Consider the following 12,307-nt stretch of genomic DNA (forward strand, 5'->3'; position numbering starts at 1 on the left):
GAGTCTCGGGGTGCGGAGGGTCAGACGACGGAGGCGGGCCGGTACACGCTGACCCTCGCCAGCCCGCTGATCCGGGCGTCGAGGAGCCCGTGGTTGTACAGGCGGCCGCCGTCGCCGGCGACGCCGATGACCGGCTGGCGGTCGGAGAACAGCAACGGCTCGACCACCACGACGTCCCCGCTCTGCACGCCGCCGGGAACGTCGGAGAAGGTGCGCGCGGTCCCCGCGTACACCTCGATCAGCCCGACCCGCGCCTGGTTGTCGGCGTCGCCGGCGAGCCAGTCGTTGAAGTCGGCGACGCCGTGGAAGCGGGCGTCGGTGATCGGGTGGTCCCCGAGCCCGCCGAGCCGCGCGTCCCCCAGGTAGCGCAGCACGTTCCCGACCGACGACGGTTCGCCGTGGGCACCGGCGCTGTCGTTGATGGCCAGGGTGGCGAGTTCGGAAGCGTGCGAGCTGCCCCAGATCGACGACGACGGCGTGGTGGCCGGTGCGTGGCCGCCGCCGTAGCCCGCGGCGGCGTCCTGGTCGGCCGCCTGGTAGGCGTCGGCACTGGCCTTGACCAGCCCGTTGATCTGCTGCAGCAGCTGCAGGAGGGTGCGCACGGCGGTGATCTGGCTGGAGTGCAGCGCGGCGTTCGCGGCGGCGACGGCGCTGCCGAACGTCGCGAAGGACATCGGCTGCACGACCAGGCGTTCCAGGTCGGCCACGGCGTTGATGCCGTGGGCGAGGATGCCCCCGACGTTGCCCACGGCGGACCGCATCGCCTCGGGCTCAGCCCGGTACTCGCCGGCCATGGGACTCCTTCCGGATGGCTTGTCCGGCTGAGCGTAAGTTCGTCCCCGGAAGCGGGCGGACGGCAAAAGTACCCACCGCGGCGTGGCGGTAAGTGGCCAAAATACCGGTCAGAGCCACCTCGATCCGCTGGAGCATTGCCGCATGAGCCTCACGCCCGAGCGTCCTTCCGAGATCGTGCTGCAGTCGCCGCCGATGCTCCCGAAGAGCTCGTCCGGCGGGATGGTGCAGCTGATGATGTTCCTGCCGATGATGCTCGGCATGGGCGCGATGTCGTTCGTCTACATCGGACGCGACGGCGGCGTGATGACCTACATCTTCGGCGCGCTGTTCATCTGCGCCATGGGCGGCATGGTCGTGATGTCGCTCGGCCGCGGCGGGATGGCGAAGAAGGCGCAGATCAACGACGAACGCCGCGACTACCAGCGGTACCTCTCCGGGCTGCGCGCCCAGGTCCGCGAGATCGCCGACGGGCAGCGCGCGGCGATGGTCGCCGTCCAGCCCGACCCGGCCGACCTGTGGGCCTACGTGGAATCCGGGAAGCTGTGGGACCGGCGGCGCGCCGACCCCCAGTTCGCGCAGGTGCGCGCGGGCACCGGGCCGCAGCGGCTGGCGACGCCGTTGAAGGCGCCGCAGACCGTGCCGCTGGAGGACCTGGACCCGGTGTCCTCCACCAGCCTCAAGCACTTCATCCGCACCTACTCGACGGTCGACGGCCTGCCGGTGGCGTTGTCGCTGCGCTCGTTCGCCGCGGTGACCGTCGCCGGGCGGCGCCCGGACGTGCTCGGCCTGACCCGGGCGCTGCTGTGCCAGCTCGTCACCTTCCACTCCCCCGGCGACCTGCGCGTCGCGATCTGCGTGTCGGCCGACCGGCAGCACGACTGGGAATGGGCGAAGTGGCTGCCGCACGCGACGGCGGCCGGCGCGACCGACGCCGTCGGCTCGCGGCGGCTGGGCGCGGACTCGGCGGCGGGACTGGCCGAGCTGCTCGGCGCGGACCTCGGCGAGCGCCCCGCGTTCAGCCGCCGCGCGGCGAGCCAGCTCGACCTGCCGCACCTCGTCGTGGTCGTCGACGGCGGCAACGCCCACGGCGAACCCCGGCTGATCGGCGAGGACGGCCGGCTCGGCGTCACCGTCATCGAAGTCGGCCAGGAGCACCCGCGGACGTACTCGACCGAGCGGCTGCTGAGCCTGCACACCGCGCCCGACTCGCTCGGCATGGTCGTCGGCGACGCCACCGAGCAGCGGCTCGGGTTCCTGGGGCAGCCCGACGTCCTCGACCGCGGCGCGGCCGAAGCGCTGGCGAGGATGCTGACGCCGTTGCACACCCCGGCCGCCGTCGTCGGCGAGAAGCCGATGTCGGCGACGTTCGGGCTGGCCGGCCTGCTCGGCATCGGCGACCCGCGCGACACCGACACCACGGTGACCTGGGCGCCGCGCGCGGCCCGCGACCGGCTGCGGATCCCCCTCGGCGTCAACCCCGAGGGCCGGCCGGTGGAGCTGGACCTCAAGGAGTCGGCCGAAGGCGGCATGGGCCCGCACGGCCTGGTCATCGGCGCGACCGGGTCGGGCAAGAGCGAGCTGCTGCGGACGCTCGTCACGGCGCTGGCGGTGATGCACTCGTCGGAGACGCTGAACCTGGCGCTCATCGACTTCAAGGGCGGCGCGACCTTCGCCGGGATGACCGGCCTGCCGCACACCTGCGCGGTCATCACGAACCTGTCCGACGACCTCGCGCTCGTCGACCGCATGGCCGACGCGCTGAACGGCGAGCTGCTGCGGCGCCAGGAACTGCTGCACGCGGCCGGGAACTACGCGTCCGTGCGGGACTACGAGAAGGCGCGCGCGGACGGCGTCCCGCTGGACCCGCTGCCGTCGCTGCTGGTGATCATCGACGAGTTCTCCGAGCTGCTGTCCGCGCGGCCGGAGTTCATCGACCTGTTCGTCGCGATCGGCCGGCTCGGGCGGTCCCTGGGCATCCACCTGCTGCTGGCGTCGCAGCGGCTCGAGGAGGGCCGGCTGCGCGGCCTCGACTCCCACCTGTCGTACCGGGTCGGGCTGCGGACGTTCTCCGCCGCGGAAAGCCGGGCCGTGCTGGGTGTCGCGGACGCCTACCACCTGCCGCCGGTGCCGGGGTCGGCGTACCTGAAGGCCGACACCGACACGCTGATCCGGCTCAAGGCCGCCTACGTCTCCGGGGAGCTGCCGCCGCGCAGCACGGTCGTGCGCGAGGACGGCCAGGAGCTCGGCGTGCTGCCGTTTTCCCTGGCCCCGGTGGAGATCCCGGTGACGACCGAGGTCTCGCCGGCGCCGGAAACCGAGGGCACCGGCGAGACGATCATCGGCGCGATGCTGTCGAGGCTGGAGGGCCGCGGCCCGGCCGCGCACCAGATCTGGCTGCCGCCGCTGAACGAGCCGCCGACGCTGGAGCAGCTCCTGCCGCCGCTGGGCGAGGACGCCGCGCGCGGCCTGTGCCCGCTCGGCTGGGGCGGCAACGGCAAGCTGACCATCCCGGTCGCGCTGGTGGACAAGCCGTTCGAGCAGCGCCGGGACATGCTGTGGGCCGACTTCTCCGGCGCCGGCGGGCACGCGCTGATCGTCGGCGCCCCGCAGAGCGGCAAGTCGACGCTGATGAAGGACATCGCGGGCATGCTCGCGCTGACCCACACCCCGGCCGAGGTCCAGCTGTTCATCCTCGACATGGGCGGTGGCGCGCTGGCCCCGATCGCCGGGCTGCCGCACGTGTCGGGCTACGCGACCCGCCGCGACGCCCAGCGCTGCCGCCGCGTGGTCGCCGAGCTGACGACGTTGCTGGAGCAGCGCGAGGAGTTCTTCGCCGCCAACGGGATCGAGTCGATCACAACGTTCCGCCAGCGGCGCGCGGAGTTCACCGAAAGCACCGACGGCCGCGAGTTCGGCGACGTGTTCCTGTTCGTGGACAACTGGACGACGATCCGCCAGGAGTACGAGCAGCTGGAGGAGCAGATCACCGGCCTGGCCGCGCGCGGCCTGGGTTTCGGCATCCACGTGATCGTCTCGCTCAACCAGTGGATCGGCGTCCGCGCCCAGCTGCGCGACGCGATCGGCACGCGGTTCGAGTTGCGTCTCGGTGACCCGATGGACTCCTCGATCGACCGCAAGGTCGCGGTCAACGTCCCGGCCGACCGCCCGGGCCGCGGCATCACGGCGGAGAAGCTCCACTTCCTGGCGGCGCTGCCCCGCATCGACGGCGACCAGCGCCCGGACACGATCGGCGCGGGCGGCGTCGACCTCGTCCACCGGATCTCGGAGGCCTGGAAGGGCCCACGCGCCCCGCAGGTCCGCTTGCTGCCGCCCGAGGTGCCCCTGGACGGGTTGCCCGCGGCCCCTTCGCGACAGGTCACGCTGGGCATCGCGGAGTCGACGTTGCGCCCGGTGTACCTGGACTTCGCGGCGGACCCGCACTTCGTGGCCTTCGGCGACGTCGAATCGGGGAAGTCGTCGCTGCTGCGTGCGCTGGCACAGGGCATCACCTCGGCGTACACCCCGGAGGAGGCGGCGATCATCGTCGCGGACTACCGCCGTGGCCTGCTGGGCGCGGTGTCCGAGCCGCACCTGCTGGGCTACGCGGGCGCGGAGGGCAAGCTGACCGACCTGATCGCCGAATGCGCAACGGCGATGCGGAACCGGTTGCCGGGCCCTTCGGTGACGCCGGAGCAGCTGCGGAACCGATCGTGGTGGCGCGGCCCGGAGCTGTTCGTGCTGGTGGACGACTACGAACTGGTGGCGACGGTGGGGCGCAACCCGTTGCAGCCCCTGCTGGAGTTCCTGCCGCAGGCGCGGGACATCGGCCTGCACCTGGTCATCGTGCGGGGTTCCGGTGGTGCCGGGCGGGCGTTGTTCGAGCCGGTGCTGCAGCGGTTGCGGGAGCTGGGGTCGCCGGGGCTGATCATGTCGGGCACGAAGGACGAGGGCGCGTTGCTGGCGGATGTGAAGCCTTCGCCGCAGCCGCCGGGCCGCGGGACCTTGGTGTCGCGGCGGCACGGGACGGGGCTGGTGCAGGTGGCGTGGACCAAGCCGGCGGAGAGCTGATCAGCGCACCGGCGCGGTCATCTCCGTCGTGAAGCGGTAGTAGCAGACCGCCCGGTGCCTGCTGTCGTCCCAGCTGTTCGGGGTCATCACCTGAACGCGTGCGCCCTGGATCGGCTGGGCCGCGGCGGTGCAGCGGTCCAGCGTCTGCTGGTAGGGCTGATCGGACAGCGACCCCTCGACGATCGGCAGCACGGCGAACGCCTGCGCGGTGTGCGGGTCGGTACAGGACCTCAGCAGCAGGTCGACCTCACCCGTGCCCGTCGGGGACCAGAAGCACTGGCCCGCGGTGACGTCGAGCCCGTGCGCCGTGCCCTCGGGCAGCCGGTCGCCGGGCTCCTTGGTCACGGCCCGGTAGGCGAGCCCGCCGGCGAGCAGGAAGACACCGAAGGCGACGAGCCCGGCGGCCACGCGACGGCCGGCCGACGGGCGGGCGCGGCGGCGTTCCTCGCGCATCAGCTCGGCGAAAAGCTCAGGATCGTGCTCGGTCATGTGTCCCCCTCGCGCGGAACTCTAGGAGCCGCCGGCACGGACCAGAGCACCCGTCACCGTCGGCAAGTTACCGACTTCGGTAGGTACCCAAAAATGTCCCACCGAACTTACTTTGTGCTCGTCGCCCGAATTCCGGGGCCGACATCCGGATCACCTGGCCGAAGGGCATTTTCATGCGAATGTCGAGGGCTGTTGCCGTGGTGGGTGCCGCCGCGGCGCTGGGCTGGGGCTCAGCGGGGGTTGCGGACGCCCAGCAGGACATCATCGGCGGGAGCACCGTCTCCTCCGCGCCGTGGGGCGCCCAGATCTACTGGAACGACGTCACCACCTACGGCGGGTTCGAGTGCTCGGGGACGATCATCGCCCCGCAGTGGGTGCTCACCGCGCGGCACTGCCTGAACTCGCCGGGCATGCACGTCAAGGTCGGCAACGTGACGCTCCAGCAGGGCACGAACACAGGAGTCGACCAGCAGAAGGCGTCGCCGAACGGGGACATCGCGCTGCTGCACCTGACGACCGCCGTGAACACCACCTACATGAAGCTCGGCACCGGCAACCCGCCGGCCGGGGCCACCAACCAGATCTACGGCTGGGGCCGCACGCAGGGCAGCAGCCCGCCCTCGAGCACCCTCAAGACCGCGAACGTGCGCGTGACCGGCACGAGCACGGACGCCTACGGCGGCAAGGCCATCGCCAGCCAGGGCATCGACGGCTCGGCGTGGCACGGCGATTCGGGCGGCCCGCAGCTCTCCAACGGCGTGCAGGTCGGCGTGTGCTCCACGGGCAGCAACTCCGGTTCGAACCCGCAGGGCACGCAGAACTACGCGAGCGTCGCGTCGAGCCGCAGCTGGATCCAGCAGACCGCCGGCGTGTGAGCCCTCGGGCCGGCCTCTCCGCCCGGGAGGCCGGCCCGGGGCATACTCGCGGCCATGGAGTTCGAGACGCAGGTGCTGCTCGGCGGCAAGACCGCGACCGGCCTGCCGGTGCCCGACGACGTCGTCGAGGCGCTGGGGGCAGGCAAGAAGCCCGCGGTCACCGTCACGCTGGGCGGCCACACCTACCGCACGACGGTCGCGAGCCGGGGCGGGCGGTTCCTCGTCCCCCTCAGCGCGGAGAACCGGGAGAAAGCCGGGGTCGCCGCCGGGGACACCGTCAGGGTCGAGATCGCCCTCGACACCGCCCCGCGCGAGCTGGAGATCCCGCCGGACCTCGCCGAGGCGCTCGCGGCGGACGACACGGCGCGAGACCGGTTCGAAAGCCTTTCCTACAGCGCGAAACAGCGGTTCGTGCTGCCGATCGGCCAGGCGAAGACCGCGGAAACCCGGCAGCGGCGGGTCGCGAAGGTGATCACGGACCTGCGCGCCGGCAATTGATGGACGCGCGCACGGTGCTGCGCGTGCTCGACGCCGTGGCACCGAACGCCGTGTGGCTCGCGGGCGGCTGGGGCATCGACGCGCTCCTCGGGCGGCAGACGCGCGACCACGGCGACCTCGACCTGCTCCACCGCTCGGACCAGGAAGCGGCCGTCCTGCGCGCGCTCGAAGCGCTGGGGTACCGCGAAACCCTCGACCTGCGCCCGGTCCGGTTCGTGCTCTCCGACGGCGCCGCCGAGCTCGACCTCCACCCGCTCGACTTCGCCGCCGACGGCTCGGCCACCCAGAAAGCCGACAACGACGGCGCGGTCTTCCCCTACCCCGCGGACTGCTTCGTCGCCGGGCACGTCGGCGGCGTCGAGGTGCCGTGCATCTCCGCCGCCCAGCAGATCTTCTTCCACCAGGGGTACGCGCCGCGCCCACAGGACATCGCGGACATGCGTCACCTGCGCGAGGCCTTCGGCGTCGATACCCACTTCTAGTCCACAACGGACCGCCGCAGCGCCGCCTTGTCCGGCTTTCCCGACGGCGCAACGGGAACCGCGCCCACGAAGCTGAACCGCGCCGGGACCGCCGCCTCCCCCAGCTCGGCCGCCACCCCCTTGCGCACCTCCGCCAGGTCCGGCTCGCGGCCCGGCACCGGGACCAGGAACGCGTGCGCCGCTTCGCCCGTCAGCGGGTCCGGGACCGCCACCACGTACGCCTGGTCGACGTCCGGGTGCGCCGCGATCGCGCGCTCGATCGGGCCGGTGTAGTGGATGATCGCGTTCACGATGACCACGTCGCGGGCCCGGCCCGAAAGATGCAGGTAGCCCGCCGAATCCAGGTGCCCGAGGTCCTGCGTGCGCACCCAGCCGTCGCGCAGCACCGACGCCGTCGTGTCGGGATCACGCCAGTAGCCCGAAAACGCCGACGGGGTGCGCACCCAGATCTCGTCGCGGATGTCGATTTGCACCGTGTCGCACGGCTTTCCCACCGAGCCGAGCCCTTCGTCGGCCCGGCAGATCGTCAGCATCCCGGTCTCGGTCTGCCCGTACGCGTGGTGCATCGCGGGCCCGATCCGCTCGGCCGCTTCCGCCAGTTTGTGTTGCGGCACCGGGGATCCCGCGACGATCAGCGCCCGCAACGCGCTCAGGTCGACGGGTGCGTCGCGCAGGTCGTCGAGGATCCGGTGCAGCCTCGGGACAGTCGTCAACGCCGCGGTGATGCCCAGGCGCGGGAGCACGCCGGGGAAGTCCGGCAGCCCCTCCGGGATCACCGCGGTGCCGCCGGACATCAGGGAAACCCCGAGCTGCTCGACCATCACCGCGCTGGCCAGGGAGCCGAACAGCAGGTAGCGCCCGAACTTCGCGCCCAGCCGCTCGTGGGCCGTGCCGGGCAGCGGCGGCCGCCAGACGCGGCCCTCGGTCAGGGCGCGGTAGCTGTAGGCCACGCCTTTCGGGACACCGGTGCTGCCGCTGGTGAACACCACCGTCGCGATGTCCTCGAGCCGCGCGCCCGGCAACGGCTCCTCGTACGTCCCCAGCAACGCGGAACCGATCCGCAGCACCGGCACGCCGACGTCCACCAGCTCCACCGAGCCGTCCACGACCAGCGCCGAGACGTCGGCGAGGACGTGCCGCAGCTGCGCCTCCGGCAGCCCGGCCCGGACGGCGACCGCGCGGCCGCCGAGCACGTGCACCGCGATCAGCGCGGCGAACCCCTCGGGGGTGACGGCGGTGGCGAGGCCGACGCCGTCGCCGGCACCGAGCCCGGCCGCCCGCAGGCCCGCGGTGAACCGGCCGATCAGCTCCCGCAGCTCGCCGCGCGACGTGACGCGGGAGCCGTGTTCGAACGCGGGAACGTCCGGAGCGCGCTCCAGCTCGTCCAGCAGAGCCTGCGGGTGGACCATCTCGACCGCCTTTCGCCCGGGGGTCCCGGTCTACCGGGCGGATCTCAGAATTTCGGCAGAAGGCCGCACAGCCACCGCCACCGCCCCCGCGACCGCCAGCACCAGCGCGAACGCCGCGGCGAGGGTCCAGAAGTCCGGGTGGACGATCGACTGCCCGCGCTGGGCCTGCCAGGTGAGCAGGGCCAGCTGTCCCGCGTAGCCCACGCCCGCGATCCGCACGACCCGGCGCCGGACGACGTCGGCGGACAGCACCGGGTACCGGCGGGCCAGGAGCAGCAGCCCGAACGCGAGCAGCGGCAGCACCTGCAGGCCGTGGATGCCGACGAAGTGCGGGATGCGCAGGTCTCCGCCCGCGGTGCTCCAGCCGAGCACCGGCAGCCCGGGCCCGCCGTCCTCGACGCCGACGGAGTGGGCGCCGAACGTCGGGGGCTTGCCGCCCGCGTCGAGCACGGCCCGCTGCGCCGGCGACGGCGAGAACATCAGCATCGCGACGCCCATCCCGGCCAGCGCGAGACCGGTCCCCCACCGCAACGCCGAGGTCAGCGCCCGGTCCGGCAGGCGCTGGAACAGCAGCAGCACGACCACGGCGGCGGTCATCAGCCACGCCGCGTAGGCACCGCCCGCCACGACGTTGTTGATCGCGACGTCCGCCGGCGTCGCCTTGTTGAAGTGCAAGGTGGTGCCGCGAAAGATCATCTGCACCACGATCAGCCCGACGTCCAGGCCGATGCCGGCGGCGAACACCGTGCCGAACCACCAGCCCGCGCGCCGGCCGCGGCGCACGTGGGTCAGCAGCCAGGCCAGCGTCAGCGCGTACAGCCCGACCGAAACCGAGAACTTCAGCGGCTTGAGCCAGACCGGCGCATTGACCAGCGTGCGATCATCGAAGAGCAGGCCGAGCAGCGACGCCGCGCACAGCACCCCCATCACCCCGGCGAGCACCACCAGCGGGCGGTGCCACGACCGGAGCGTGACCAGCGGATTTCCCTTGTCTGCCATGGCATACAGCCTGGCGCCGGGCCTGCCGCCGGGCACTGGAGCACGCCCCCGGCTCGCGGTGGGGCAGCCCCTACCGATCCCCTGTGGGTAATAGTGCCGTCACTACGACCGGCAGTTGTGCCGTTTGACCACACTGGCCTCTTTTCTAGCGTGACTTTCACACCGCGCGGACCACCGCGCCAGGGGAATTCGCTTCAGGAAGGAGGTGGCCCGTCGATGTCCAGTCCGGGATTCCAGGCAGATTCCGCTGCCATGACGCGCGCCGTCCAGGGTTTCGAGGAAACCGCGACGAACGCCAAGTCCACGATGGCCAGCTTGGAGTCCGAGCTGACCGAGGCGCTGCGCAACTACAAGGGTGACCAGGCCGTGGCGTTCTGGGACCTGCAGCGCCGTCTCCAGGAGAAGATGAGCGTGGCCGTGAAGGAGCTCGACACCATGTCGCAGCTCGTCCACACCAGCCACCAGAACTACGGCCGCGGCGACGCCGACGTCCACCAGAGCTTCCAGGGGGTCGGCAACTCCCTCGAGGGCTCGGGCGTGATCCCCCGCCTCAACCCCTGACCCGAGAGGACGCCCACCATGGCCGACGTCGTCGAAATCAACTTCGCCGCGCTGCAGCACAGCTCGGCATCCCTGGCCGCCAAGGCCAAGGCGCTCACCTCGCAGCTGGAGCAGCTGCACCAGAACCTGCAGCCGATCACCGCGACCTGGTACGCCTCCGGCAGCTCCGCCGGTGACGCCGCCCGCCAGTCGGAGACCCGGCTGCGCCAGGCCACCGCGGACATCGTCGCCATCATCGCGCAGTTCGGCGGCAAGGTCGGCGAGGCCCACGACCTCCAGCAGTCGCTGGAGAACCGCAACCAGGGGCTGTTCGCGGGCTGACCCGCGCCCAGACGTCGGTCGGCCGGTGCGGGAAACCCCCCGCTCGCACCGGCCGACCGGCTTTCCCCATGTCCGCCCAGTCGCGCCCAGAGAGCCGGGACCGATGCCAGACCAGTCGTACTACGTCCACCTGGAATCGCTGAAGGACTTCGTGCGGGAGCTGGAAACCCAGATCCACGCGATGTCGAAACCGAACGACTTCCTGCTCACCCTCGGCGCTGAGCCGCTGTTGTTCGGCGAGTTCGGCGAAGCCGGGTCGCTGGCCGACGCGCACCGCGCCGCCGTCTCGGAGATGCAGGGCCTGCTCGACCAGGTCCGCAGCGCGATCGGTTTCGCGCAGGACGTGACCACCACGGTCGCCGACGGCTACGAGCACGCCGACCAGGCCGTGGCCGGGGACCTGCACCACTCGGGTGCCGTCACCAACCTGCTCGACCCGGTGCTCGGGCTGCTGGGCCTCGGTGACTCGGACGGGAGCCGCAAGGGATGACGAAGAACACCGCGCACACGAACTTCGCCGCGTACAGCCACCAGCAGCTGTACGCGATGCTCCAGGCCGGCGACCCGAACAGCGCGCGCCACGCCGCCGACAAGTGGAAGTCCGCCGCGCTGCACCTGCACGAGCAGGCCCACAACCTCAACGCGGAGCTGACCGAGTTCAAGGACCAGTGGACCGGTGGCGCGGCCGACCAGTACCAGCACATGATCGTCGACCTCGCGAACGGCATCTCCAAGGTGGCGCAGACCGCCGAGGCGATGAACGTGATGCTGGGCGACGCCGCCGACGCGCTGGTGAAGGCCAAGAAGGAGATGCCGCCGCCGGTTGCGGTGCCGGACGTCTCCCCCGCCGACGTCGCGCTCGCGGTGAACCCGCCGCTGCTGCCGCCGGACGCGTCGCCCGCCGTCGTGCAGGCCGCCGCGCAGCAGCGGCAGCAGGCGATCGCGAACGTCGAGGCGCAGCAGTCCGCGGCCAACGCGGCCGGGTCGGCGCGCGAGCTGGCGATCGTCGTCATGACCGAGCTGGCCGGGGAGTACACCGTGGCCGAAGAGTCGATCCCGGCTTCGCCGAACGCCGTCCCCGTGCCCGCGACCCCGCCCACCGGCGGCGGTGGCGCCGGGAGCGCGGGCTCGCCCGGGCTCGTCGGCAACGGCGTGACCGACCCCGGCGTCGTCGTCACCCCCGGCGACGGGCACCCGCTGCCCTCGACCGGCACGCCGCAGCCGGGGACGACCGTCCCGACGTCGAACCCGCTCTTCGGCGACATGTTCACCGCCGGGCTCGCCGCGGCTTCGGCCGCCGCGTTCGGCCGGTTCGGCTCGATCATGCCGAAGGTGCCGTCCTGGGCCACCGGCAAGGACCCGAAGGAAAACAAAGACCAGCCGCCCGGCACCAAGCTCGGCGGCGGCGGGGCCGGCGTCGAAGGCGGCGCCGGGGGCGGCATCCCGATCGGCGGGGGCGACGCGCCGTCGATCGGCGGCGGCATCCCCGGCGGGGCGGGCATCGGCGGCGGCGCCGACGCCCCGGCCGCGCACTCCGGCCTGGCCGGCGACGGCGGCGCGGGCAACGCGTTCAGCGGTCTCGCCGGCGGCGCGGCCGGTGCGGTGGGCGCGGCGGCGGCCAAGAGCGCGATGCCGATGATGCCCATGATGCCGATGGGCATGGGCGGTGGTGGCGACATGGGCTCCGGACGGCGGATCCCGGCGTGGCTGGTCGAGACGGAGAACGTCTGGGGCCAGTCGGCCCCGGTCGCCCCGCCGGTGATCGGCGAAGAGCCCGAAGCGTACTGATCGACTCAAGGAACGGAGGCGG

Annotated in this window: 12 protein-coding genes; 8 read left to right on the forward strand and 4 right to left on the reverse strand. The window is 72.3% G+C overall.

The annotated features are described in order from the left end of the window. Positions 1–20: 20 nt before the first annotated feature. Positions 21–794, reverse strand: a complete 774-nt coding sequence (locus EIY87_RS07195; RefSeq protein ID WP_125306870.1) for a WXG100 family type VII secretion target — start codon at positions 792–794, stop codon at positions 21–23. Positions 795–936: 142 nt separating this feature from the next. Here EIY87_RS07195 and eccCa point away from each other — a divergent pair, with 142 nt between their 5' ends. Next, positions 937–4,863 carry a type VII secretion protein EccCa gene (eccCa, locus tag EIY87_RS07200; RefSeq protein WP_125306871.1) on the forward strand — a complete coding sequence of 1,309 codons (3,927 nt, stop codon included), beginning with the start codon at positions 937–939 and terminating at the stop codon, positions 4,861–4,863. Here eccCa and EIY87_RS07205 read toward each other — a convergent pair whose 3' ends face one another. Continuing rightward, positions 4,864–5,352 (reverse strand): hypothetical protein, encoded by a 489-nt coding sequence (locus tag EIY87_RS07205; RefSeq protein ID WP_125306872.1) that lies wholly within the window; start codon positions 5,350–5,352, stop codon positions 4,864–4,866. Positions 5,353–5,531: 179 nt separating this feature from the next. On the opposite strand from EIY87_RS07205, the gene EIY87_RS07210 reads away from it, so the two are divergent. Genes EIY87_RS07210 through EIY87_RS07220 form a run of 3 tightly spaced genes read left to right on the forward strand, consistent with a single transcriptional unit; the run spans position 5,532 to position 7,207 of the window. Next, a complete protein-coding gene (locus EIY87_RS07210; RefSeq protein ID WP_191983992.1) occupies positions 5,532–6,227 on the forward strand; it encodes a S1 family peptidase in 696 nt (231 codons plus the stop codon). A gap of 54 nt (positions 6,228–6,281) precedes the next feature. Next, positions 6,282–6,725 carry a YdeI/OmpD-associated family protein gene (locus EIY87_RS07215; protein WP_125306873.1) on the forward strand — a complete coding sequence of 148 codons (444 nt, stop codon included), beginning with the start codon at positions 6,282–6,284 and terminating at the stop codon, positions 6,723–6,725. Beyond that, positions 6,725–7,207 carry a nucleotidyltransferase domain-containing protein gene (locus EIY87_RS07220; protein WP_125306874.1) on the forward strand — a complete coding sequence of 161 codons (483 nt, stop codon included), beginning with the start codon at positions 6,725–6,727 and terminating at the stop codon, positions 7,205–7,207. The genes EIY87_RS07215 and EIY87_RS07220 overlap by 1 nt, the downstream gene beginning before the upstream one ends. Here EIY87_RS07220 and EIY87_RS07225 read toward each other — a convergent pair. Next, on the reverse strand, positions 7,204–8,616 hold the full coding sequence (locus EIY87_RS07225; RefSeq protein ID WP_125306875.1) for a class I adenylate-forming enzyme family protein: 1,413 nt from the start codon (positions 8,614–8,616) through the stop codon (positions 7,204–7,206). The genes EIY87_RS07220 and EIY87_RS07225 overlap by 4 nt on opposite strands. Before the next feature lie 30 nt (positions 8,617–8,646). Then, the gene (locus EIY87_RS07230; RefSeq protein WP_125306876.1) at positions 8,647–9,615 is read right to left on the reverse strand and encodes a hypothetical protein; all 969 of its coding nucleotides are present in this window, start codon (positions 9,613–9,615) and stop codon (positions 8,647–8,649) included. Between the two features lie 252 nt (positions 9,616–9,867). Between EIY87_RS07230 and EIY87_RS07235 the strand changes: the two genes are divergently transcribed. The 4 genes from EIY87_RS07235 to EIY87_RS07250 all read left to right on the forward strand — a co-directional run bounded on the left by EIY87_RS07235 (position 9,868) and on the right by EIY87_RS07250 (position 12,285). Beyond that, positions 9,868–10,176 carry a WXG100 family type VII secretion target gene (locus tag EIY87_RS07235; RefSeq protein ID WP_125306877.1) on the forward strand — a complete coding sequence of 103 codons (309 nt, stop codon included), beginning with the start codon at positions 9,868–9,870 and terminating at the stop codon, positions 10,174–10,176. 18 nt (positions 10,177–10,194) lie between these two features. Beyond that, positions 10,195–10,497 carry a hypothetical protein gene (locus EIY87_RS07240; protein ID WP_020644701.1) on the forward strand — a complete coding sequence of 101 codons (303 nt, stop codon included), beginning with the start codon at positions 10,195–10,197 and terminating at the stop codon, positions 10,495–10,497. A gap of 103 nt (positions 10,498–10,600) precedes the next feature. After that, positions 10,601–10,987 carry a hypothetical protein gene (locus EIY87_RS07245; RefSeq protein ID WP_125306878.1) on the forward strand — a complete coding sequence of 129 codons (387 nt, stop codon included), beginning with the start codon at positions 10,601–10,603 and terminating at the stop codon, positions 10,985–10,987. After that, positions 10,984–12,285 carry a WXG100 family type VII secretion target gene (locus tag EIY87_RS07250; RefSeq protein ID WP_125306879.1) on the forward strand — a complete coding sequence of 434 codons (1,302 nt, stop codon included), beginning with the start codon at positions 10,984–10,986 and terminating at the stop codon, positions 12,283–12,285. The genes EIY87_RS07245 and EIY87_RS07250 overlap by 4 nt, the downstream gene beginning before the upstream one ends. Positions 12,286–12,307 lie beyond the last annotated feature (22 nt).

This window comes from Amycolatopsis eburnea, assembly GCF_003937945.1.
Classification (GTDB): domain Bacteria; phylum Actinomycetota; class Actinomycetes; order Mycobacteriales; family Pseudonocardiaceae; genus Amycolatopsis; species Amycolatopsis eburnea.

Excerpts from the sequence above, each read along its gene's own strand:
- EIY87_RS07245 (WP_125306878.1), top strand. The coding sequence starts at position 10,601 with ATGCCAGACCAGTCGTACTACGTCCACCTGGAATCGCTGAAGGACTTC.
- EIY87_RS07225 (WP_125306875.1), bottom strand. The coding sequence starts at position 8,616 with ATGGTCCACCCGCAGGCTCTGCTGGACGAGCTGGAGCGCGCTCCGGAC.
- EIY87_RS07195 (WP_125306870.1), bottom strand. The coding sequence starts at position 794 with ATGGCCGGCGAGTACCGGGCTGAGCCCGAGGCGATGCGGTCCGCCGTG.
- eccCa (WP_125306871.1), top strand. The coding sequence starts at position 937 with ATGAGCCTCACGCCCGAGCGTCCTTCCGAGATCGTGCTGCAGTCGCCG.
- EIY87_RS07210 (WP_191983992.1), top strand. The coding sequence starts at position 5,532 with ATGTCGAGGGCTGTTGCCGTGGTGGGTGCCGCCGCGGCGCTGGGCTGG.
- EIY87_RS07235 (WP_125306877.1), top strand. The coding sequence starts at position 9,868 with ATGACGCGCGCCGTCCAGGGTTTCGAGGAAACCGCGACGAACGCCAAG.
- EIY87_RS07220 (WP_125306874.1), top strand. The coding sequence starts at position 6,725 with ATGGACGCGCGCACGGTGCTGCGCGTGCTCGACGCCGTGGCACCGAAC.
- EIY87_RS07205 (WP_125306872.1), bottom strand. The coding sequence starts at position 5,352 with ATGACCGAGCACGATCCTGAGCTTTTCGCCGAGCTGATGCGCGAGGAA.
- EIY87_RS07240 (WP_020644701.1), top strand. The coding sequence starts at position 10,195 with ATGGCCGACGTCGTCGAAATCAACTTCGCCGCGCTGCAGCACAGCTCG.
- EIY87_RS07215 (WP_125306873.1), top strand. The coding sequence starts at position 6,282 with ATGGAGTTCGAGACGCAGGTGCTGCTCGGCGGCAAGACCGCGACCGGC.
- EIY87_RS07250 (WP_125306879.1), top strand. The coding sequence starts at position 10,984 with ATGACGAAGAACACCGCGCACACGAACTTCGCCGCGTACAGCCACCAG.
- EIY87_RS07230 (WP_125306876.1), bottom strand. The coding sequence starts at position 9,615 with ATGGCAGACAAGGGAAATCCGCTGGTCACGCTCCGGTCGTGGCACCGC.